This is a genomic window from Streptomyces sp. enrichment culture (assembly GCF_964272895.1).
Lineage (GTDB): Bacteria > Actinomycetota > Actinomycetes > Streptomycetales > Streptomycetaceae > Streptomyces.
Genome location: NZ_OZ186832.1, coordinates 606,403 through 627,200, shown reverse-complemented (window position 1 = coordinate 627,200; position 20,798 = coordinate 606,403). Strand labels below are relative to the sequence as shown.

Genomic DNA, 20,798 nt, shown 5'->3' with positions numbered 1-20,798 from the left:
GACGCTCGCCCATGGACGCGGACGTCATCGTCGTCGGAGCCGGACTCGCCGGCCTGGTCGCGGCACATGAACTCACCAGCCGCGGCCGGCGCGTCGCCCTGGTCGACCAGGAGAACGCCGCCAACCTCGGCGGCCAGGCGTACTGGTCCTTCGGCGGCCTCTTCCTGGTCGACTCCCCGGAGCAGCGGCGCCTGAGGATCAAGGACTCCTTCGACCTCGCCTGGCAGGACTGGCAGGGCAGCGCGCGCTTCGACCGCACCGACGACGAGGACTCCTGGGCGGTGCGCTGGGCGCGCGCCTACGTCGAGTGGGCGGCCGGCGAGAAGCGCTCCTGGCTCGACGGCCACGGCATCACCCTGCTGCCGACCGTCGGCTGGGCCGAGCGCGGCGACCTGCGCGCCGGCGGCCACGGCAACTCCGTGCCCCGCTTCCACATCGCCTGGGGCACCGGCACGGGCGTCGTCGCGCCGTTCGCCGCGTACGCGCAGCAGGCGGCGCGCGAGGGGCTGCTCACCTTCCACCACCGGCACCGCGTCGACGAACTGGTCGTCGAGGGCGGCACAGCGCGGGGAGTACGGGGCACCCTGCTCGCGCCCGACGACGCACCGCGCGGAGTCGCCTCCAGCCGCGAGGCCGTCGGCGAGTTCGAGCTGACCGCCCAGGCCGTGATCGTCACCTCCGGCGGCATCGGCGCCGACCACGACATCGTCCGCCGCCACTGGCCCGAGCGGCTCGGCACCCCGCCCGCCGAGATGGTCACCGGCGTGCCCGCCTATGTCGACGGCCGCATGCTCGACATCAGCGCCCAGGCCGGAGCCCGCCTGGTCAACCGTGACCGCATGTGGCACTACACCGAGGGCGTGCGCAACTGGGACCCCATCTGGCCCGGCCACGGCATCCGCATCCTGCCCGGCCCGTCCTCCCTGTGGTTCGACGCCCTCGGCCGCCGCCTGCCCGAGCCCTGCCTGCCGGGCTACGACACCCTCGGCACGCTCAAGTACCTGCGCACCACCGAGGACATCGCCGGGTACGACCACTCCTGGTTCATCCTCACCCGGAAGATCATCGAGAAGGAGTTCGCGCTCTCCGGCTCCGAGCAGAACCCGGACATCACCGCCAAGGACAAGAAGGCCGTGCTGCGCGCCCGGCTCCTCGGCAAGGGAGCCCCGGCCCCGGTGGAGGCATTCGTGCGGCACGGCGCGGACTTCGTCGTCGCCGACACCCTGGAACAGCTCGTCGAGAAGATGAACGCCCTGACGGAGAAGGCGCTGCTGGACGCCGGGACGCTGCGCCGCCAGATCGAGGCCCGCGACCTCCAGCTCGCCAACCCCTACGCCAAGGACGCCCAGATCCAGGGCATCCACAACGCCCGCCGCTACATCGGCGACCGCCTCGGCCGCGTCGCCACCCCGCACCGCGTCCTCGATCCCGAGGCCGGCCCGCTCGTCGCCGTCAAGCTGCACATCCTCACCCGCAAGACGCTCGGCGGCATCCAGACCGACCTCGACTCCCGCGCCCTCGGCACCGACGGACAGCCCGTCGAGGGCCTCTACGCCGCCGGAGAGGTCGCCGGTTTCGGCGGCGGCGGCGTCCACGGCTACAACGCCCTGGAGGGCACCTTCCTCGGCGGCTGCCTGTTCTCGGGGCGCGCGGCGGGGCGGGCGGCGGCCGGCCAGGCGGGCTGAGCGTCAGCCCCGCCCGAGGAGCCGGGCCAGCACCGCCGCGTGGCTGTGCTCCGGCTCCTTCGACGCCGTCAGCAGCGTCACCGCACCTTTCTGCGCCGACCGCCGTACGCCGTCGAGGAGTTCGGCCGCCTCGGGAGCGGCGAGCTCCGCCTCGTAGCGTCGCGCGAACTCCTCGTAGGAGCCCTCGCCGGCGTGGTACCAGCGGCGCAGCTCGGTGGAGGGGGTGAGGGCCTTGGGCCACTCGTCCACGTGGGCCGCGTCCTTGGAGATTCCTCGGGGCCACAGCCGGTCGACCAGGATCCGCACGCCGTCGTCCGGCTCGGGGGGTTCGTAGATGCGGCGCACGCGGACGCTCACGCGGGGACCTCCTCGGCCGGCGGCGGGTCAGTCGGAGCGTAACCCGGTGCGTGCGCCGCGGTGCGGGTCACTCCGCCGACCGGGTACCCGTCCCGCGCCTGCGGCCGGCCCGGCGCGCCAGCAGGCGCCGTTCGCTCTCGCTGGTGCCGCCCCACACGCCGATCTCCTGCCGGGTCTCCAGCGCGAACCGCAGACACGCCTCACGCACCGGACAGCGCTCGCACACGGACTTCGCCTGCCGCGTCTGGATCAGGGCCGGCCCCGTGGTGCCGATGGGGAAAAAGAGGTCCGGGTCCTCGTCCCGGCACGCGGCACGCTTCCGCCAGTCGTCCATCGCTGTCACTCGCATTCGTCCAAGCCCTTCCGCTTGCGTCTGCTCGGTGTCGGGTGACCTGTCGGCAGGCGGGTGAAACCGGCGCGCGGGTCAACGAGTTCGGACGCGGCGCACTCTCACCGCGCCCACACCTCCGTGGCCGGCCCCTGCCGCAGCGCCCGTCCCGCCTCCCGCGCCACCACGTCCGCCACCTCCGCCAGCGCCGGTGAGTCGAGCTTCCACTGCTGCCAGTACAGGGCCGCGTCCACCGGCCGGTCGGGTGCGAGCGGGACGAGCCGGCCGGTGCCGAGCAGGGGCAGCGCCTGGGCCTCGGGCAGCAGCCCCCAGCCCAGGCCCGCGGCGACGGCCTCGGCGAAGCCCTCGGAGGTCGGGACGTAGTGGCGGGCCGCACTGGCCGGCGTGCCCACCAGGCGGCGTACGAAGCCGTCCTGGAAGTCGTCGCGCCGGTCGAAGACCACGACCGGTGCCTCGGGCAGCAGCTCGGTGAGCGGACCCGTCAGATGGCGGGCGGCGAACTGCGGGCTCGCGACGGCGAGATAGCGCATCCGGCCCAGCGGCCGCACCGAGCAGCCGGGCACCGGGTCGGGGGAGGAGGTCACCGCGGCCATCACGAGCCCCTCCCGCAGCAGCGCCGCCGTGTGGTCCTCGTCCTCGCGGCGCAGCTCGAAAAAGAGCCGCGGCTCCTGCCGTACGCGGGTCAGGGCGGGCAGGAACCAGGTCGCCAGGGAGTCGGCGTTGACCGCCACCGACACGCGCGTCGCCTCCCCGGCCTCCCGCATGCCGAGCTCGGCGCGCGCGTCGCGCTCCAGCCGGGCCAGCTGCCGGGCGAAGCGCACCACCACCTCCCCCGACTCGGTGGGCCGCACCGGTTTGGTGCGCAGCAGCAGCACCCGCCCGGTGCGCTGCTCCAGCGCCTTCACCCGCTGGCTCACCGCGGACGGCGTCACATGCAGCGCGGCGGCGGCCGCGTCGAAGGTGCCCTCGTCCACCACCGCGAGCAGTGTGCGCACCTGGTCGAGGGGGAGTTCCGGCATCCCGGCATCCGTCTTCATAAATGCTAAAGATACGTAAGAATCTTTAGCTGTACGTGCGGTGATCGCTTGCTTAACGTCATGTCCCATGAGCAACGCACTGTCCGCCGCTGCCGCGGGTTTCGGCACCGGCCTGTCCCTGATCGTCGCCATCGGCGCCCAGAACGCCTTCGTCCTGCGCCAGGGCGTCCGCCGCCATGCCGTCCTCGCCGTCGTCGGCATCTGCGCCCTGTCGGACGCGCTGCTGATCGCCCTGGGCGTGGCCGGGGTCGGAGCGGTGGTGGTGGCGTGGCCGGGCGCGCTGACCGCGGTGGCCTGGATCGGCGGGGCGTTCCTGATCGCCTACGGTGTCCTCGCCGCCCGCCGGGTGCTGCGCCCGCAGGGTGCGCTGAGCGCCGACGGCGAGGCGGCGGGGTCGGTGCGGCGGGCGGTGCTGACCTGTCTGGCGATGACCTGGCTCAACCCGCACGTCTACCTGGACACCGTGTTCCTGCTGGGCTCCATCGCCGCCGACCGCGGCCCGCTGCGCTGGACCTTCGGCCTGGGTGCCGTGGTGGCCAGCCTGTGCTGGTTCGCGGCGCTCGGCTTCGGCGCGCGGCTGCTCAGCCGCCCTCTGGCCCGGCCCGGTGCCTGGCGTGTCCTGGACGGGCTGGTCGCCGTCACCATGCTGGTGCTCGGCGTGTCCCTGATCCTGGACGCCTGAGCGCCGCGCCCCGCCGCCGGGCCGCCGTCGGCCGATCGCCGGCTCAGACCACGCCCCGCCGGTGCATCGCGTACTGCTCCAGCAGCTTGTTGCGGGTCGTCTCCAGCCGGTGGGCCAGGATCTCGGAGACGATCCGCACCAGCGTCAGCCCGAGCCGGGGATCCTCCTCGCACAGCGCGAGCACGGCCTGCGCCTCGAACTCGTAGGCCCGCACCGGACTGAACGCCTCCGCGCCGAAGTCCCACTCGTACGGCGGGAAGAGCCACGACCAGCCGAGCAGATCGCCCGCGCCGAGGCTCGCGACCGTGACCCGCTGGAGCGCCGTCACCCGCTGGTCCAGGGAGACTGCGCCGGAGCGGATCACCCAGAAGCGGTCGGCCCGGCCGCCCGCCTCGAAGATGCGGGTGTCCTCGGGGAAGGACACCTCCCGGGCGAGTGTCATCAGGCGTGCGCGCTGCGGCGGGGGGAGGGCGGTCAGCAGTTTCGTCGCTCTGGTCATGGCGCGTGCTCCTGCCGGGGGAGGGGTGTGTTCCCTACGCCCATTTCAGCCGCCGTCGGCTCCGAGAGCACCTCGGCGGACCGGATTTCCGCTTCCGGGCAGAGAAAAGCCCTGGCTGGACGGGGGAAACCAGCCAGGGCAGTCACAGGGGTGCGCGAAGGACTCGTCCGGTCGACTCCGGCACCGGGTATGCATGAACGATAAACCATCTCGCGGCGCGTAACACAAACGAAACAGGACCGAGTGACCGGTTTCACTTGGTGACCCGGATCCGCTCCAGCTGCGGGTCCGCCGCGTCGGGCAGGTTCATCCCCGCCGCCAGCCCCGAGCGCAGATACCGCAGCACGGGCTCCGTCAGCCGCTCGCCGGGCAGCACCGCGGGGATCCCCGGCGGATACGGCGTGATCATCTCGGCCGCGATCCGGCCTGCGGCCCGCGCCACCGGCACCTCCTCGGCCGGGCCGAAGAAGGCGTCGCGCGGTGCACTCGCCTGGGCCAGCCGCAGCCGTGCCGGTTCGGGCACCTCGACCCGCGGCGCCGGCGGCATCTCCGGCGCGGCCCGCGCGAGATCCTTCAGCGCCCCGAGCAGTTCGTCCGCCGTGGTCCGGTCGTCGGCGTGCGTGAGCTGGGCGCCGATGCGGCGGTGGTCGGTCAGATGCGCCTCGATCTCCCGGTGCTCCCGCAGCCAGTCGGCCGCCTGGTAGCCGGTGATGCCCAGTCCGGACACATCGATCACACCGGGCAGCGGATCGAAGTCGTCCGCCAGCCCCGGCCCGCAGAAGTCCTCCCGGCCCTCGACCCGCAGTCCGTCGATGTCCTCCACCCCGGCCCTGACGTGGGCCGCCAGCTCCAGCGCGGCGGACATCAGCTCCCGGCCGTGCAGCACCATCTGACGCCGCCAGCCGTCCATCCCGGCGTAGATCAGCACCGACGGACTGGTCGTGCCCAGCAGGTCGGCCCGCATCTTCAGCAGCTCGGGCGGCACGAGATCGCCCCGCAGATGGAACACCGAGCCCTGCTCCAGACCCGAGCCCATCTTGTGGATGCTGGTCACACAGATGTCCGCCCCCGCGTCCATCGCCCAGGACGGCAGATCGGGGTGGAAGGGCAGATGCGCGCCCCACGCCTCGTCCACGATCAGCGGCACCCGCCGGCGGTGGCAGACCTCGGCGATCCCCCGCAGATCCGCGCACGCCCCGTACGGGGTGGGGCTGGTGACCAGCGCGCCCTTCGCGTCCGGACGGCGCTCCAGAGCCTCCTCGAACTGCTCCGCGGACGGCGGATGCGCCAGATGCCGCTCGGCGTCCCACCGCGGCTCCACCCACACCGGCTCGATGCCGGACAGGATCAGCCCCGAGACCACCGACTTGTGCGCGTCTCGCCCGATCAACAACGCCTCGTGCGGCCCGGCGACCGCCAGCATCGCGGCCTTCACCGACAGGGAGCTGCCGCAGGTGCTGAAGAACGTATGGTCCGCGTGCACCGCGTCGGCCATCAGTTCCTCGGCCCGCGAGAGCACCTGGCCCCGCCCCAGCCGGTCGTCCAGCCCGCCGGAGGCCAGCACATCGCCCAGGAACACCGCGTCCCCGAGCACCTCCCGTACGGCGGGGTCGGCGCCGCGGGCCTGTTTGTGCCCGGGCGGGGCGAAGGCCAGCCTGCCGCTGCGGTGGTAGTCGGCCAGGGCTTCGAGAACGGGGGCGCTGCTGTGATCGGCTGTCATGCACACCGGGTTTCCCGGCGGCGCCGGAGCAATCAGGATGCTCCGGCGCCGCCCCGGTCCCGGCCCGGTGTCAGGATCTCGTCCAGCACCGACAGCACCACCTCGTAGGCCATCCCGCGCAGCTCGGCGTCCCTGGCCGCATCCGGGTCGCGCGAGCGCAGGGCCTCGCCGCGCTCCCGGCAGCCGCGCAGCTCCTGCACCGCGCGGGCCCTGCTCCGCTGCATCCGCCGCAGCAGTTCATCGGCGTCCACGACTTCGGTCATACCGTTCAGGTACCCGGTAAGGGCCGGAACTCAGCCTCCCTGGGCGGACCCTTCGACCTGCGCCCGCACCTCTTCCGGCGTCAGGTACGAGTCGGTGTACTCGAAGTCCTTCAGCTTGGCGGGCTTGCGGGCCTGGAAGCCGGTGCGGACGAAATCGTCGCCCGCGATCGCGTTGAGCACCCAGTTGGTCAGGACGCGGGTCTTGGCCACGTTGGTGCGCAGCGCCCCCCAGTGGTAGCCGCGGGCCACCGCCTGCGCGGGCAGACCGCGCAGCTCGATGCCGAGCGGCTTGGACACGGCGTCCTTGCCGCCGAGGTCGACGACCAGGCCGAGGTCCTTGTGGACGTACGGCTGGAGCGGTTCCCCGCGCAGGGTCGCGATGACGTTCTCGGCGACCTTGCGGCCCTGGCGCTGGGCGTGCTGGGCGGTCGGCGGGCACACCGCGCCCTCCTCGCCCTTGGCCACGTCCGGCACCGCGGCCGCGTCGCCGAGCGCGAAGACGCCGTCGTGGCCGGGCAGGGTCATCTCGGCGGTCACCGCCAGGCGCCCGCGCACGGTCTCCGCGCCGAGCGTGGCGATGAGCGGGCTGGCCACCACACCCGCGGTCCAGATCAGGGTGCGGGTCGGCACCACCCGGCCGTCGGTGAAGGTGACCTCCTCGGGGCCCGCCTTGTCGATGGAGACGCCCAGCGACACCTCGATGCCGCGGCGCTGGAGGACGTCCATGGCGCTGCGGCCGAGCTTCTCGCCGAGCTCGGGCATCAGCTTCGGCGCGATGTCGATGAGGTGCCACTTGATCAGGCTCGGGTCCAGCCGCGGGTAGCGCTTGACCGCGGCGTGCGTCAGCTTCTGCAGACACGCCGCCGTCTCCGTGCCCGCGTAGCCGCCGCCGACCACCACGAACTGCAGCCGCGAGGCCCGCTCGGCGGGGTCCTGGCTGGCATCGGCGAGATCGAGCTGCGAGATGACGTGGTCGCGGATGTAGGCGGCCTCGGCTAGGGTCTTCAGACCGAAGGCGTGGTCGGTGAGACCGGGGATGTCGAAGGTGCGGGTGACGCTGCCGGGGGCCAGCACGATGTAGTCGTACGGCTCGTTCACGACCTCGTCCGTGATCGTGCGGATCACGCACACCTTGGCCTTCAGGTCCACGCCGATCGCCCCGCCGGGGATGATCCGGGTGCGGTACTTCTTGCTGCGGCGCAGCGACAGGGCGATCGACTGGGGGGTCAGCACCCCGGAGGCGACCTGCGGCAGCAGCGGCAGATAGAGCTGGTAGGCGAACGGCGTCACCAGGGTGACGTCGGCTTCGTCGGGGGCGAGCCGGCGCTCCAGCCGCCGGACGCACTCCACGCCGGCGAAGCCTGCGCCCACCACCAGGATCCTGGGTCGTGTCACGGTGTCCATCCCTTTCCGCGTCTCCAGGCGGTCTTTCCGCCGGCGCCATGCGCCTGCCCCTGGATCGCTGCCTCGCACCTCACCGATCCCACCGTGTCCCGGGCGGCCCCGCCAGCCGAGTGAGGCAGGCTGGCGAATCCGCGGGGCACCAGCATGCAACGCCTGAGGCGTTCGTGTACCCGATCACCGGGATCTCGTACGCGCTTTCCCCGACTCGTCCGTGGGTGCGAACCGCTGTGTCCGTCCTCCCCGTGCCTACCGCGGCTCGGTGAGGGCGCGGGTGGCCTCCCGCTGGACGTCCGCCGAGCGGTGGAGGAAGTCGAGGATCACCTCCAGCTCCGCGTCCGAGTAGCGGGCGTACAGGTCGTCCAGTCCCGCCGCGAAAGGGGCGAACAGCGGCGCGAACCGGGCCTCGATCCCGGGATCCGCCTCCACGTTGACGCGTCTGCCGTCCTGCGGGTCGCGCACCCGGCGGGCGAACCCCTTGCGCTCCAGCCGGTCGATCAGCCCGGTCACCGAGGCCGGTGCCAGGCCGGTGAGTTCGCCGAGCTCGCCCGCGCTGAGCGCGCCGGAGCGCTGGAGCAGGTCGAGCGTCTTCTCCTCGACCGGGCTCAGCTCCATCCGGGCGCTGATCGCCGCGTGGTACATGACCGCGGCGTTGCTGTGCGCCCGTCCCGCCTCCCGGAGACCGGCGAGCAGGTCGTCCCTTGACGTCATCGCGACTCACTCCCTACATTTAGTTCGGCCGAACGAAATAATAGCAGCGCAGCAGGGAGAGAGGAAACGCCATGGACATCCAGGAGACCCGGATCCGTGAACTCTTCGCCGAGTACTGCCGGACCTGGACGGAAGCGGACACCGCCGGCTTCGCACGGCTGTTCACCGAGGACGCCGACTATGTGTCCTACGACGGCAGTTGGGCGGCCGGCGTGGACCGGCTGCGGGACAACCACGACAAGCTCTTCCGCGGGGTCGTCGCCGGTTCCGCGATGGTCGGCGAGATCGAGTCGCTGCGCTTCGTCACCGACGAGGTGGCCGTGCTCGTGGCCAACGGCTCGGTGCTCATGCCCTGGCGCAGCGAACTGCCCAGACGCCGGCTGTCCCGGCAGATCATCGTCTGCGTCCGCACACCGCGGGGCTGGCGGATCGCCGCGATCCAGAACGGCCGGCAGCGACCGGTGACCATCCCCGAGCCCGACTCGATGCCGTCGAGGATGTCCCGGACCATGACCCGCACGGCCCGCCGCCTCGGCATCGGCCGGGCCCGCGAGGTGACCCTGCCGGCCGGCTGACACCGGCGTCGCGCGCTCAGCCGAACACGTTGTCCGCGTCGTCCCAGTCGAGCGGGTCCTCCACGACCGGTGTGCGGGGCAGGGGAGCGCGCGCCTGGTACATCGCGTCGATCTCCAGGGCATAGCGCTGCACGATCGCGTCCCGGCGCAGCTTCATCGACGGCGTGAGCAGCCCGCCGGCCACGTCGAACGGCTCCGGCAGCACCCGGAACACCCGGATGGACTCGGCGCGCGACACTGCGCTGTTGGCGGCGGCGACCGCCCGCCCGACCTCCTCGCGCAGGGCGTTCTCCTCCCGCGCCTCCCGGCTCAGCGCACCGCTCTGCCAGCGCTGCGCCGAACGCCAGTGCGCCAGGAACTCCGGGTCCAGGGTGATCAGCGCCCCCACACAGGGCCGGTTGTCGCCGACGACGACCGCCTGGTGCACCAGCGGATGCATCCGCAGGCGCTGCTCCAGCAGGGCCGGGGCCACGCTGGTGCCGCCGCTGGTGATGATGACGTCCTTCTTGCGCCCCGTGATCGTCAGATAGCCCTCCGAGTCCAGCCGCCCCAGATCCCCGGTGGCCAGCCAGCCGCCGCGCAGCACGGCCCGGGTCGCGGCCTCGTCGCCCACGTAGCCCTGGAACACCGACGGGCCGCGCACCAGGATCTCCCCGTCCGCGGCCACCGTGATCTCGGTGCCGGGCAGCGCCCGGCCGACGGTGCCCGACTTCTCCCGGCCCAACGGCTGCATGGTGATGCCGCCGCTGGTCTCGGTGAGGCCGTAGCCGTCGTGGACGTAGATGCCGATGCCCTCGTAGAACAAGGACAGTTCGCGGCTGAGCGGGGACCCGCCCGAGGTGGCCCGGCACACCTGGCCGCCGAGCGCCTCGCGCAGCCTGCGGTACACCGTGCGCTCGTACAGGGCGTGCTGGAGGCGCAGTTGGGGGCCGGGCCCGGAGCCGCGGCCCAGCCGGTGGCGCTCGCCGGCCGCGGCGAAGGCCCGCGCGGTCTCCGCCGCCCGCTCGAACAGGGCGCCGTGGCCCGCCTGCTGGGCCCTGCGCAGGAACGTCTTGTACAGCTTCTCGAAGAGGGAGGGGACGCCGTAGAAGTAGGTCGGCCGGAACGAGCGCAGGGCCGCGGACAGGGACGCCTCGCTCAGATCGGGCTCGTGGCCCATCAGGACGCCGCCGCGCAGACACAGCTCCTGGATCATCAGGCCGTAGGCGTGCGACAGCGGCAGAAAGGCGAGGATCCTCGGCTGCTGTCCCGGCGGTGCCGCCGTCCGGCCCCAGCCGGCCAGCAGGGTGTCGCACGGGCTCGCCACGTTGCGGTGGCTGAGCGCGCAGCCCGTGGGCCGTCCGGTGGTGCCCGAGGTGTAGGTGACGACGGCCGTGGCATCCGGCAGCACGATGCGGCGCAGCGAGTCGACGGTCGTGTCCGGGATGAACGCCCCGCGCTCCACCAGCCGGGCCGGTCCTCCGTCGTCCAGCTGCCAGACGTGCCGCAGCCGGGGCAGCGCCGCGCACACCGAGCCGACGGTCATCACCGCGTGCTCGTCCTCGACCACCACCGCCACGCAACCGGCGTCCCGCAGGATCCACTCCACCTGGTCCCGCGACGACGACGGATGCACCGGTACGACCTCCGCGCCGACCGCCCACAGGGCGTGCGCGAACACCGTCCACTCGTAGCGGGTGCGCGCCATCACGGCGACCCGGCTGCCCGGCGTGATGCCGGACGCGATCAGCCCCTTGGCCAGGGCCACCACCTGGTCCTTGAGCTCGACCGCGCTGACCTCCTCCCACCCTCCCGGCGAGCCGGGGACGCGGCGGGCGATCAGGGGCAGCGTGGGGCTGTGGGCCGCCGCCTCGAAGACGCTGTCGGCGAGCCCACCGGGCGGCAGCGGTGAGAAGGACGGAGCGAGAGCGAGGTCGCGCATGCGCTGCTCCTGGTCGGTACGGGCTGTGACGGCGCCGACGAGCACTGTTATCGACGGTGGTCGAATGTAGCCCAGCCGCGCGCGGGCCGTGCCGGGAACGGGGTAACTGTTAGACGCTGATGATCTCCCCGCGGAGCTCGCCCCGTCCCGCACCCCGAGCCCACTCCGGCCCGCCCCTCGCACTCGCCGCGACCGTCCGGTCACCCTGCCCCGGCTCCTCCGGCGACCTCGCCTCGGTCCGCCCGGCCGATCTCGCCGCGCCCGTGCAGTGGGTCTGGTGCGGTCCGTCCGGCGATCTTGCCGTGGCCGTGCGGTGGGCCCGGCGTGGTCCGTCCGGCGATCTCGCCGCGGCCGTCCGGCGAGCCCGCCATGGCCGTCCCGCATACCGGGCCGTTGCCGTTCGGCGAACCGGGCCGTTGCCGTTCGGTGAACCGGACCGTGGCCGTCCGGTGAGCCCGGCGGCGCCCGACCGACGAGCCCGCCGTGGCTCCCGCATACCGGGCCGTTGCCGTTCGGCGAACCGGACCGTGGCCGTCCGGTGAGCCCGGCGCGCCCGACCTGTGGGCCCACCGTGGCCGTCCCGCATACCGGGCCGTGGCCGTGCGGCGAGCCCAGCCGCGCCCGACCGGCGAACCCGCCATGGCCGTCCAGCGAGCCCGGCCGCGCCCGACCGGTGGGCCCGCCGTGGCCGTCAGGCGAGCCCGGCCGCGCCCGTCCGGTGGCCGTCCGGTGAGCCCGGCGCGGTGTCTCGCTCGATCTCGTCGGCTCCCGTCCGTTGATCTCGCCGAGCGGGGGAACTCGGGGCGCATGACCCACATCAGTCCCGACCCCGAACCCGAGCGCAGCACCGGTCTCGAGCCGGGCGGCGGCGTCCCGCCGGGCGAGACCCCGCCCGCAGAGAGCAGCCTGCCCGAGGCGGGCCCCCGCGAGACACACAACCCGACCAAGGGCTGGGCGAAGGCGCCGCTGGCGCTGATCCTGCTCGTGGTCGCGCTGGTCGCGGTGGGCTTCCTGGCCTTCGCCATCGCGCTGATGCTCTGACCGGCGCTGCGGGCCTCACTCCTGAGTCCGCCGCACACACCCGGTGACCACGTCCCGCAGGCTGCCGGTCCGCTCCAGCAGCCCGCGCTGCACCTGTGCCCCGTTGCCCTCGCGCAGCAGGCGGTCGCAGCTCTCGCGGGCGCGCTGCAGATCCCCGCTCTCGGCGAGCGCGTCCCGGGTGTGCTCCAGCAGCGCCCCCACCACCTCCGCCGCGGGGGCCGGCCGCATGGTGAGCGGGTGGAGCAGCAGGTCGGTGAGCCCCCAGCGCGCGGCCCGCCAGTTGGCCAGCCGCAGCAGGCTCACGCTGAAGTCCGCGGGCGGCTGCCCCGCCCGCCACTCGCGCGCCGCCGTCTCCACCAGCGCCCGCGCCAGCATCGCCACCAGAACGGCCGTCTCCGCGTGCAGACACACGTCCGCGACCCGGATCTCGACCGTCGGGTACCGCTCCGAGAGCCGGGCGTCGAAGTAGACCATCGCCTGGTCCAGGATCACGCCGGTCGCCACCATCTCGGCGACCCTGCGGTGGTACTGCTCGGCCGACCCGAACACCTCGGTCGGCCCCGCCGACGGCCACTGCTGCCACACCCGGCTGCGATAGCTGCTGTACCCGGTGTCGCCGCCCTGCCAGAACGGCGAGTTGGTGCTCAGCGCCGACAGCACCGACAGCCAGGGCCGCACCCGGTCGGCGACCGCGACGCCCTCCTCGTCGGAGTCCACGTACACATGGACATGGCAGCCGCATACCAGGTTCCGGGACGTGATGTCGTACTGCTCCGCCATCCACCGATAGCGGGCGTTGACGCCCACGCTCGGACTCAGCGGCAGCGGCGAGGTGGCCAGCGCCGCCACCGCGCAGCCCAGCTCGCCCGCATGCCGGGCCGCCTCCCGCCGGCACCGCACGATCTCCGCGTGCAGCGCGTCCATGTCCTCCTGGGGATGGGTGGCGAACTCCAGCATCTGGTCGTGCAGTTCTTTCTCGAAGACCTGCTCGCCCGTGTCATCCGCCGCGGCACGTGCCAGTACCGCGGCGGACATCGCTCTCGGATCCCCGCTCTCGGGATCCACCAGGAGGAGCTCCTCCTCCACTCCGACGGTGCGCAAAGCCCACAGCCTCTCCGGGTTCGGTGATACGCACCCGACTGCCCCGTCGGAGCCCTTTCACACCGTGTACGGTCGCAGCCACACCGTGGCGAGCGGGGGCAGGGTCATCGAGATCCGCCCGTCCTCCGGCTTCACCGGCTCCGGCGCGACGACCCCGGAGCCGCCGTAGCGCTCGGCGTCGGTGTTGAGCACCTCCTGCCAGGCGACCACGTCGTCGGGCACGAAGAGCCGGTAGTCGTGGCGGACGACGGGGGAGAAGTTGCTCACCGCCAGCAGCGGGTCCCCGTCCGCGCCGAAGCGCAGGAACGCGAAGACGTTGTCGTCCGCCGCGTCGCCCACGACCCACCGGAAGCCGCCCGGGTCGGTGTCGCGCTGCCACAGCGCCGGCACCGACCGGTAGACCGTGTTGAGGTCACGCACCAGATCCTGGACCCCGCGGTGATCGGCCACGGCCCCGTAGCCGGGGTCGAGCAGCCACCAGTCCGGCCCGTGCGGCTCCGACCACTCACCGCCCTGCGCGAACTCCTGGCCCATGAACAGCAGTTGCTTGCCCGGATGGGCCCACATGAAGCCGAGGTAGGCGCGGTGGTTGGCGCGCTGCTGCCACCAGTCGCCGGGCATCTTGGAGACCAGGGCGCGCTTGCCGTGCACGACCTCGTCGTGGGAGATCGGCAGCACGTAGTTCTCGCTGTAGGCGTACACCATCGAGAACGTCATCTCGTTGTGGTGGTACTTGCGGTGCACCGGCTCCTTGCTCATGTACTCCAGCGAGTCGTGCATCCAGCCCATGTTCCACTTCAGCCCGAAGCCGAGCCCGCCGCCGTCCGTCGGCCGCGTCACCCCGTCCCAGGCCGTGGACTCCTCGGCGATGGTGACCACACCGGGCGTCCGCCGGTACACGGTCGCGTTCATCTCCTGGAGGAACGCCTTCGCGTCCAGGTCCTCGTTCCCGCCGAACACGTTCGGCTCCCACTGGCCCGAGTCCCGCGAGTAGTCGAGGTAGAGCATCGAGGCGACCGCGTCCACCCGCAGCCCGTCGATGTGGAACTCCTCGCACCAGTACACCGCGTTCGCCACCAGGAAGTTGCGCACCTCACGGCGGCCGAAGTCGAACTCCAGCGTCCCCCAGTCCGGGTGCTCGGCGCGCCGCGCGTCCCCGGGCTCGTACAGCGGGTCCCCGTCGAACCGGGCTAGCGCCCAGTCGTCCTTCGGGAAGTGCGCCGGCACCCAGTCCATGATCACGCCGATGCCCGCCTGGTGCAGCTTGTCCACCAGGTACTTGAGGTCGTCGGGCGAGCCGAGCCGGGCCGTCGGCGCGTAGAAGCCGGTGACCTGGTAGCCCCAGGAGCCGCTGAAGGGGTGATGGGCGACCGGCATGAACTCCACGTGCGTGAAGCCGAGGTCCTTGACGTACGCGGGCAGCTCCTCCGCCAGCCGGCGGTAGGTCAGCCCCGGCCGCCAGGACGGCAGATGGACCTCGTAGACGGAGAACGGCGCCTCGTGCACCGGGGTGTCACCGCGGTGCGCCAGCCACTCGGCGTCGCCCCACTCGTAGTGCGAGGCGTGCACGATCGACGCCGTGTCCGGCGGGGCCTCCGCGCGGCGGGCCATCGGGTCGGCCTTCAGGAAGCGGTGACCGTACCGGGAGGTGATCTCGAACTTGTAGCGGGTGCCCTCGCCGACCCCCGGCAGGAACAGCTCCCACACCCCGGACGCGCCCAGCGAGCGCATCGGGAACGCGGTGCCGTCCCAGTAGGTGAAGTCGGTCGCGACCCGCACGCCCTGGGCGTTGGGCGCCCACACCGTGAACCGGGTGCCGGCCACCCCCTGGTGGGTCATCGGCTCGGCGCCCAGCGCCTTCCACAGCTGCTCGTGCCGGCCCTCACGGATCAGATGCAGATCCAGCTCACCGAGCGCGGGCAGGAACCGGTACGGGTCGTGCACCTCCTGCCCGGCGTCGTCCCCGTACGCCACCACCAGCGTGTACTTGGGGATCTTCTTCAGCGGCAGCACGACCGAGAAGAGACCGTCGCCCTCGGAGACCATCGGATGCCGTTTGCGGCCCGCCACGACGCTCACGGCACGGGCGAACGGCCGAAGCGCCCGGAAGGCGATCCCGCCCGGCACCGGATGGGCGCCGAGCAGCGCGTGCGGATCGTGGTGCGCACCCGACAGCAGCCGCGCACGGTCCCCGGGGTCCAGGGCCGGCGCGGCCCGCCCCCGGGTCGACGGGCCGGAGGGCTCGGGCAGGGAGGTGTCACGCAGGGCCACGGGTTCCTCAGTCTCCTCTCACAGCCAGACGCTCGATCGCCGCCATCGGGACGGCGACCCAGTCCGGACGATGCCGGGCCTCGTACAGAACCTCGTACACGGCACGGTCGGTCTCGTACGCACGCACCAGCGCGTGCTTCTTGCGCGGGTCCCAGCCGGCCCGCTCGGCGTAGCCCGCGCAGTACGCCTCGCGGCAGCGGCGCGCCCACTGCGGGCGCCACGGACGGCGCTGACGGGCGGCGTAGTCGAAGGAGCGCAGCATCCCGGCGATGTCCCGCACCGGGGACTGCGGGGCGCAGCGTTCCAGCAGCGGCCGGGACGGCTCGCCCTCGAAGTCGATGACGAACCACTCCCGCCCCGCCCGCAGCACCTGCCCCAGATGCAGATCGCCGTGGATGCGCTGCGCCTCGGGCCCCGGATCGCAGGTGACGAGCATGCCGAACGCCCCCCGCAGGCCCGGCACGAACGGCCGCAGGCCCGGCACGCTGTGCGCGGCCGCGTCCAGCCGCTCGGCCATCGCCGCCGCCGTGCGCCCGTTCTCGGCGGGCGGACCGCCGGGAAAGGCCGCGGCCAGCGCCACATGCACGTCCGCGGTGGCCCGGCCCAGCGCGTGCGCCTCCGAGGTGAAGTCGTCGCCGGTCGCGAGCGCGTGCAGGGCGAGGGTCCAGCCGTCGGCGGCGTCGGGCAGAAAGGGCTGCAGCACACCCAGCGTCGCCCCGAAGGGCTGCGTGGTGCGGAACCACGCCACCGGCGCGGGCACCCGGCGGCAGCCCTGACCGGCGAGCGCGCTCGTCACCTCAAGGTCCGGGTTGACACCCGGCTGGATCCGGCGGAACACCTTCAGGATGAACGCGTCCCCGTACACCAGCGAGGTGTTGGACTGCTCGGCGTCCAGCAGCCGGGGCGGCAGCCCGGACGGCACGGCCGCGGCCGGGTCCGTCTCGAAGCGCAGCGGACCGAGGCTCCCCGGCCGGCGCAGCCGCTCCAGGAGCAGCTGGGCCGAGCGGGGGTCGCGCAGCGCGTCGTAGACCGCCATCCCGGCCAGCGGACCCTCCTGCGCCCTGCCGATCAGCGCCCGGCCGAGCCGCGGCGACGAATGCTCCTGCACCCCGAGGATCAGCTGGTAGCAGTCGCCGGGCGGGGTCGCCGCGCCCGGCGCCGGCACGCCCGCGTGGCCGGACGGGCTGGGGGCGTGCCCGGCGTGCACCAGCAGATGCAGACAGCCCGGGAACAGCTCGGTCAGCGACAGCAGGCGCAGTTCGGTGACCGGCCGGTCCTTGCCCGCGAACCAGCGCTGCCGCGGGAGCCACTCGCGCAGCAGGCTGTCCAGCGAGGCCATGGGCCTGGCCGGGCCGGTGCTGTCCCGGTGCAGGGATGCGGTCTTCGGCATGGCGTCGCGTCCTTTCCTCGGGGCACGCTCACAGTCGTCGGCCGATGCGGGATGCGACTCGGGTGAGCCGGAACCAGTAGAAGCCGTGGCCGCCCAGGGTGAGCAGATACGGCAGTTCACCGATGGCCGGGAACCGCACCCCGCCGAACAGCTCGACCGGATGACGGCCGGCGTACTCGCGCAGGTCCAGCTCGGTCGGCTGGGCGAACCGCGCGAAGTTGCTCACGCACAGCACCAGGTCGTCCTCGTACTCGCGCAGGAACGCCAGCACCGCCGGGTTCGACGACTGCAGTTCCGTGAAGCTGCCGAGTCCGAAGGCCGGGTTCTGCTTGCGGATCTCGATCATCCGGCGGGTCCAGTGCAGCAGCGACGAGGGCGACGCCATCGACGCCTCGACGTTGGTGACCTGATGGCCGTAGACCGGGTCCATGATGATCGGCAGGGACAGCCGCCCCGGGTCGCAGGTGGAGAAGCCGGCGTTGCGGTCCGGGGTCCACTGCATGGGGGTGCGGACGGCGTCGCGGTCGCCGAGCCAGATGTTGTCGCCCATGCCGATCTCGTCGCCGTAGTAGAGGATCGGCGAGCCCGGCAGGGACAGCAGCAGGGCGGTGAACAGCTCGATGGTGTGCCGGTCGTTGTCCAGCAGGGGCGCGAGCCGCCGGCGGATGCCGATGTTGGCGCGCATCCGCGGGTCCTTGGCGTACTCCGCCCACATGTAGTCGCGCTCTTCGTCGGTGACCATCTCCAGGGTCAGCTCGTCGTGGTTGCGCAGGAAGATGCCCCACTGGCAGCCCGAGGGGATCGCCGGGGTCTTGGCGAGGATCTCGGAGACCGGGTAGCGGGACTCGCGGCGAACGGCCATGAAGATGCGCGGCATGACGGGGAAGTGGAACGCCATGTGGCACTCGTCCCCGCCGCTGCGGTAGTCGCCGAAGTAGTCGACGACGTCCTCCGGCCACTGGTTGGCCTCCGCCAGCAGCACCGTGTCCGGGTACATCGCGTCGATCTCGCGGCGGACCCGCTTGAGGAACGCGTGCGTGGCGGGCAGGTTCTCGCAGTTGGTGCCCTCCTCGGCGTAGAGGTAGGGCACGGCGTCCAGCCGGAAGCCGTCGATGCCGAGGTCCAGCCAGAACCGGAGGGCGGCGAGGATCTCCTCCTGGACGGCCGGGTTCTCGTAGTTGAGGTCCGGCTGGTGGGAGAAGAAGCGGTGGAAGAAGTACTGTCCCCGCACCGGGTCGTAGGTCCAGTTGGAGGTCTCCGTGTCGACGAAGATGATGCGGGCGTCCTGGTACTGCTTGTCGTCGTCGGCCCACATGTAGTAGTCGCCGTAGGGCCCCTCGGGGTCCTTCCTCGACTCCTGGAACCACGGGTGCTGGTCGCTGGTGTGGTTCATGACGAAGTCGATGATGACCCGCATGCCGCGCTGGTGGGCGGCGTCCACGAACTCCACGAAGTCCGCGAGGTCCCCGAACTCCGGCAGCACGGCCGTGTAGTCGGAGACGTCGTAGCCGCCGTCCCTGAGCGGGGACTGGAAGAACGGCGGCAGCCACAGGCAGTCGACGCCCAGCCACTGGAGATAGTCCAGCTTGGAGGTCAGGCCCTTGAGGTCCCCGACGCCGTCGCCGTTGCTGTCCTGGAAGGAGCGGACCAGTACCTCGTAGAAGACCGCGCGCTTGAACCAGTCGGGGTCCCGGTCCTTGGCGGGGGTGTCCTCGAAGGTGTCATGGACAGGCGAGTTCACGGTCATGACGCGCTGGACCCTCCATGGTGCGGTGTCGACGGGTGGACGTGGAGCACATGAGCCGGTGACCGGCCGGGCTCCAGACGCACGTAGTTGGAGCTGTCCCAGTGATAGGTCTCACCGGTCAGTTCATCGCGCGCAGTCAGGGATGCGTGCCGGTCCAGACCAAGATGCGCCATGTCCAACGACACCGTGGCCTCCTGGGTGTGGTGCGGGTCCAGGTTGGCCACCACGATCACCGTATTGGAGTCAGAAAGCTTGCTGTACGCGATCACGGAGTCGTTGTCCGTGGCATGGAAGTGCAGGTTGCGCAGGTGCCGGAGGGCGGGGTTGGCCCTGCGGATCTGGTTGAGGCGGGTGATGAGGGGGGCGATGGTGTCGGGGGTGTCCCAGTCGCGGGGGCGCAGCTGGTACTTCTCGGAGTCGAGGTATTCCTCGCTGCCTTCGCGCAGGGGGGTGTTCTCGCAGAGCTCGTAGCCGGAGTAGATGCCCCAGGTGGGGGAGAGGGTGGCGGCGAGGACGGCGCGGACCTCGAAGGCGGGGCGGCCGCCGTGCTGGAGGTAGGCGTGCAGGATGTCGGGGGTGTTGACGAAGAGGTTGGGGCGCATGTAGCTCGCGGCCTCGCCCGACAGCTCGCTCAGGTACTCGGTCAGCTCCTGCTTGGTGTTGCGCCAGGTGAAGTAGGTGTACGACTGCTGGAAGCCGATCTGGGCCAGCGTGTGCATCATGGCGGGGCGGGTGAACGCCTCGGCCAGGAAGATCACGTCCGGGTCGGTGCGGTTGATGTCGGCGATGACCTTCTCCCAGAACACCACCGGCTTGGTGTGGGGGTTGTCCACGCGGAAGATCCGCACGCCCATGCTCATCCAGTGCCGCAGCACCCGCAGGGTCTCCGCCACGATGCCGTCCATGTCGGCGTCGAAGGCGATCGGATAGATGTCCTGGTACTTCTTCGGCGGGTTCTCCGCGTAGGCGATCGAGCCGTCCGGGCGGTGGTGGAACCACTCCGGGTGCTTCTGCACCCAGGGATGGTCCGGCGAGCACTGGAGCGCGAAGTCCAGGGCGATCTCCAGACCGTGGGACTCCGCCTCGCGCACGAACCAGGCGAAGTCCTCCGCCGTGCCCAGTGCCGGGTGCACGGCGTCGTGCCCGCCCTCCGGCGAACCGATCGCCCACGGCACGCCGACGTCCTCGGGGCCGGGGTCGAGGGTGTTGTTGCGGCCCTTGCGGTGGGTGGTGCCGATGGGGTGGATCGGCGGGAGATAGACGACGTCGAAGCCCATCGCGGCGATCGCGGGGAGCCGGCGGGCCGCGGTGCGGAAGGTGCCGTGCGGGTTCTCCGGCGTTCCCTCCGAGCGCGGGAAGAACTCGTACCAGGCGCCGTACAGGGCGCGTTCGCGTTCGACCAGGAGCGGCATCGGGTCGGAGGCGGTGACCAGGTCCCGCAGCGGGTGACGGGCCAGGACCGCGTCCACCTCCGGCGTCAACGCCGCCGCCAGCCGGACCGCGACCGGGAGGGAGTCGTCGCGCAGGATCTCCACGGCGTCCAGGAGCGTCGTACGCTCCGGCCCTCGGGGCACGCCCTTGGCGGCCCGCTCGTAGAGATCTCCGCCCTCCTCCAGGACGAGGCCGGTGTCGATGCCCGCCGGGACCTTGATCCGTGCGGCGTGCCGCCAGGTGGCGACGGGATCGCTCCATGCCTCCACGTGGTACGTCCAGCGGCCGGGTGTGTGCGGGGTGACCTCGGCGCCCCAGCGGTCGCTGCCGGGGGCCAGTTCGCGCATCGGGGTGAACGGGCCCGGCCTGCCGTGCGGGTCGGTCAGCACGACGTTCGCCGCCACGGCGTCATGCCCCTCGCGGAAGACGGTGGCGGTGACCTGGAACGTCTCACCGGCCACCGCCTTCGCGGGGCGCCGGCCGCGATCCACCACGGGATGGACGTCGCGTACCGGGATGCGGCCGATGGTCTCGGGCGCGTTCATGGTCTCTACCTCCGCCGTGGTCGAGCGGCGGCCTGTCGGCCGACGCTGGTCGATGCGCCGGACGGGGCCCGG

General features: G+C 72.2%; 18 protein-coding genes. 4 read left to right on the top strand and 14 right to left on the bottom strand.

Translation table 11 applies throughout. The features are described from left to right. Nucleotides 1-11 precede the first annotated feature (11 nt). A complete protein-coding gene (locus ACSU6M_RS02800; RefSeq protein ID WP_437066698.1) occupies nt 12-1,685 on the top strand; it encodes an FAD-binding dehydrogenase in 1,674 nt (557 codons plus the stop codon). Between the two features lie 3 nt (nt 1,686-1,688). On the opposite strand, the gene ACSU6M_RS02795 is transcribed toward ACSU6M_RS02800, so the two are convergent. From ACSU6M_RS02795 to ACSU6M_RS02785, 3 genes are all read right to left on the bottom strand, one after another. Continuing rightward, nucleotides 1,689-2,042, bottom strand: a complete 354-nt coding sequence (locus tag ACSU6M_RS02795; protein ID WP_437066696.1) for a DUF488 domain-containing protein — start codon at nt 2,040-2,042, stop codon at nt 1,689-1,691. Between the two features lie 67 nt (nt 2,043-2,109). Then, nucleotides 2,110-2,376, bottom strand: a complete 267-nt coding sequence (locus ACSU6M_RS02790) for a WhiB family transcriptional regulator (protein ID WP_437074984.1) — start codon at nt 2,374-2,376, stop codon at nt 2,110-2,112. Between the two features lie 116 nt (nt 2,377-2,492). After that, nucleotides 2,493-3,410 (bottom strand): LysR family transcriptional regulator ArgP, encoded by a 918-nt coding sequence (locus tag ACSU6M_RS02785; protein WP_437074982.1) that lies wholly within the window; start codon nt 3,408-3,410, stop codon nt 2,493-2,495. An 85-nt stretch (nt 3,411-3,495) separates the two neighbouring features. Here ACSU6M_RS02785 and ACSU6M_RS02780 point away from each other — a divergent pair, with 85 nt between their 5' ends. Further along, nucleotides 3,496-4,110: a LysE/ArgO family amino acid transporter gene (locus ACSU6M_RS02780; protein ID WP_437066694.1), complete on the top strand. Its 615-nt coding sequence runs from the start codon at nt 3,496-3,498 to the stop codon at nt 4,108-4,110. Between the two features lie 43 nt (nt 4,111-4,153). Here the strand turns inward: ACSU6M_RS02780 and ACSU6M_RS02775 are convergent, their stop codons facing one another. The 5 genes from ACSU6M_RS02775 to ACSU6M_RS02755 all read right to left on the bottom strand — a co-directional run bounded on the left by ACSU6M_RS02775 (nt 4,154) and on the right by ACSU6M_RS02755 (nt 8,704). Next, nucleotides 4,154-4,609: a cyclic nucleotide-binding domain-containing protein gene (locus ACSU6M_RS02775; RefSeq protein ID WP_437066692.1), complete on the bottom strand. Its 456-nt coding sequence runs from the start codon at nt 4,607-4,609 to the stop codon at nt 4,154-4,156. 253 nt (nt 4,610-4,862) lie between these two features. Continuing rightward, nucleotides 4,863-6,329: an aminotransferase class I/II-fold pyridoxal phosphate-dependent enzyme gene (locus ACSU6M_RS02770; RefSeq protein ID WP_437066690.1), complete on the bottom strand. Its 1,467-nt coding sequence runs from the start codon at nt 6,327-6,329 to the stop codon at nt 4,863-4,865. 32 nt (nt 6,330-6,361) lie between these two features. Beyond that, nucleotides 6,362-6,592 carry a hypothetical protein gene (locus ACSU6M_RS02765; RefSeq protein ID WP_437066688.1) on the bottom strand — a complete coding sequence of 77 codons (231 nt, stop codon included), beginning with the start codon at nt 6,590-6,592 and terminating at the stop codon, nt 6,362-6,364. 30 nt (nt 6,593-6,622) lie between these two features. Further along, entirely contained in the window at nt 6,623-7,996 is a 1,374-nt protein-coding gene (locus ACSU6M_RS02760; protein WP_437066687.1) for an NAD(P)/FAD-dependent oxidoreductase, read from the bottom strand. 246 nt (nt 7,997-8,242) lie between these two features. Next, nucleotides 8,243-8,704: a MarR family winged helix-turn-helix transcriptional regulator gene (locus tag ACSU6M_RS02755; protein ID WP_437066685.1), complete on the bottom strand. Its 462-nt coding sequence runs from the start codon at nt 8,702-8,704 to the stop codon at nt 8,243-8,245. 71 nt (nt 8,705-8,775) lie between these two features. Here ACSU6M_RS02755 and ACSU6M_RS02750 point away from each other — a divergent pair, with 71 nt between their 5' ends. After that, nucleotides 8,776-9,279 carry an SgcJ/EcaC family oxidoreductase gene (locus ACSU6M_RS02750; protein WP_437066684.1) on the top strand — a complete coding sequence of 168 codons (504 nt, stop codon included), beginning with the start codon at nt 8,776-8,778 and terminating at the stop codon, nt 9,277-9,279. A gap of 16 nt (nt 9,280-9,295) precedes the next feature. Here ACSU6M_RS02750 and ACSU6M_RS02745 read toward each other — a convergent pair whose 3' ends face one another. Continuing rightward, nucleotides 9,296-11,200 carry an AMP-dependent synthetase/ligase gene (locus ACSU6M_RS02745; protein WP_437066682.1) on the bottom strand — a complete coding sequence of 635 codons (1,905 nt, stop codon included), beginning with the start codon at nt 11,198-11,200 and terminating at the stop codon, nt 9,296-9,298. Between the two features lie 807 nt (nt 11,201-12,007). Between ACSU6M_RS02745 and ACSU6M_RS02740 the strand changes: the two genes are divergently transcribed. After that, nucleotides 12,008-12,241, top strand: coding sequence for a DUF6480 family protein (locus ACSU6M_RS02740; RefSeq protein WP_437066680.1), 234 nt, complete (start codon nt 12,008-12,010; stop codon nt 12,239-12,241). Between the two features lie 15 nt (nt 12,242-12,256). Here the strand turns inward: ACSU6M_RS02740 and ACSU6M_RS02735 are convergent, their stop codons facing one another. The 5 genes from ACSU6M_RS02735 to ACSU6M_RS02715 are packed head-to-tail and all read right to left on the bottom strand — an operon-like array spanning nt 12,257 to nt 20,726. After that, complete coding sequence (locus ACSU6M_RS02735) at nt 12,257-13,342, bottom strand: glutamate--cysteine ligase 2 (RefSeq protein ID WP_437066679.1); 1,086 nt, start codon at nt 13,340-13,342, stop codon at nt 12,257-12,259. A gap of 57 nt (nt 13,343-13,399) precedes the next feature. Continuing rightward, nucleotides 13,400-15,613 (bottom strand): 1,4-alpha-glucan branching enzyme, encoded by a 2,214-nt coding sequence (gene glgB / locus ACSU6M_RS02730; RefSeq protein WP_437066677.1) that lies wholly within the window; start codon nt 15,611-15,613, stop codon nt 13,400-13,402. Between the two features lie 7 nt (nt 15,614-15,620). Then, entirely contained in the window at nt 15,621-17,003 is a 1,383-nt protein-coding gene (locus ACSU6M_RS02725) for a maltokinase N-terminal cap-like domain-containing protein (RefSeq protein WP_437066676.1), read from the bottom strand. Nucleotides 17,004-17,031: 28 nt separating this feature from the next. After that, nucleotides 17,032-18,750 (bottom strand): maltose alpha-D-glucosyltransferase, encoded by a 1,719-nt coding sequence (treS, locus tag ACSU6M_RS02720; protein ID WP_437066675.1) that lies wholly within the window; start codon nt 18,748-18,750, stop codon nt 17,032-17,034. Then, nucleotides 18,747-20,726, bottom strand: a complete 1,980-nt coding sequence (locus tag ACSU6M_RS02715; RefSeq protein WP_437066674.1) for an alpha-1,4-glucan--maltose-1-phosphate maltosyltransferase — start codon at nt 20,724-20,726, stop codon at nt 18,747-18,749. The genes treS and ACSU6M_RS02715 overlap by 4 nt, the downstream gene beginning before the upstream one ends. Nucleotides 20,727-20,798: the final 72 nt, after the last annotated feature.

Bases quoted from the DNA above. Each gene is read 5' to 3' on its own strand.
- ACSU6M_RS02780 (WP_437066694.1), top strand. From the start codon at position 3,496: ATGAGCAACGCACTGTCCGCCGCTGCCGCGGGTTTCGGCACCGGCCTG.
- ACSU6M_RS02790 (WP_437074984.1), bottom strand. From the start codon at position 2,376: ATGGACGACTGGCGGAAGCGTGCCGCGTGCCGGGACGAGGACCCGGAC.
- ACSU6M_RS02760 (WP_437066687.1), bottom strand. From the start codon at position 7,996: ATGGACACCGTGACACGACCCAGGATCCTGGTGGTGGGCGCAGGCTTC.
- ACSU6M_RS02785 (WP_437074982.1), bottom strand. From the start codon at position 3,410: ATGCCGGAACTCCCCCTCGACCAGGTGCGCACACTGCTCGCGGTGGTG.
- ACSU6M_RS02800 (WP_437066698.1), top strand. From the start codon at position 12: ATGGACGCGGACGTCATCGTCGTCGGAGCCGGACTCGCCGGCCTGGTC.
- ACSU6M_RS02755 (WP_437066685.1), bottom strand. From the start codon at position 8,704: ATGACGTCAAGGGACGACCTGCTCGCCGGTCTCCGGGAGGCGGGACGG.
- ACSU6M_RS02775 (WP_437066692.1), bottom strand. From the start codon at position 4,609: ATGACCAGAGCGACGAAACTGCTGACCGCCCTCCCCCCGCCGCAGCGC.
- ACSU6M_RS02750 (WP_437066684.1), top strand. From the start codon at position 8,776: ATGGACATCCAGGAGACCCGGATCCGTGAACTCTTCGCCGAGTACTGC.
- ACSU6M_RS02725 (WP_437066676.1), bottom strand. From the start codon at position 17,003: ATGCCGAAGACCGCATCCCTGCACCGGGACAGCACCGGCCCGGCCAGG.
- ACSU6M_RS02740 (WP_437066680.1), top strand. From the start codon at position 12,008: ATGACCCACATCAGTCCCGACCCCGAACCCGAGCGCAGCACCGGTCTC.
- ACSU6M_RS02715 (WP_437066674.1), bottom strand. From the start codon at position 20,726: ATGAACGCGCCCGAGACCATCGGCCGCATCCCGGTACGCGACGTCCAT.
- ACSU6M_RS02770 (WP_437066690.1), bottom strand. From the start codon at position 6,329: ATGACAGCCGATCACAGCAGCGCCCCCGTTCTCGAAGCCCTGGCCGAC.
- ACSU6M_RS02765 (WP_437066688.1), bottom strand. From the start codon at position 6,592: ATGACCGAAGTCGTGGACGCCGATGAACTGCTGCGGCGGATGCAGCGG.
- ACSU6M_RS02745 (WP_437066682.1), bottom strand. From the start codon at position 11,200: ATGCGCGACCTCGCTCTCGCTCCGTCCTTCTCACCGCTGCCGCCCGGT.
- treS (WP_437066675.1), bottom strand. From the start codon at position 18,750: ATGACCGTGAACTCGCCTGTCCATGACACCTTCGAGGACACCCCCGCC.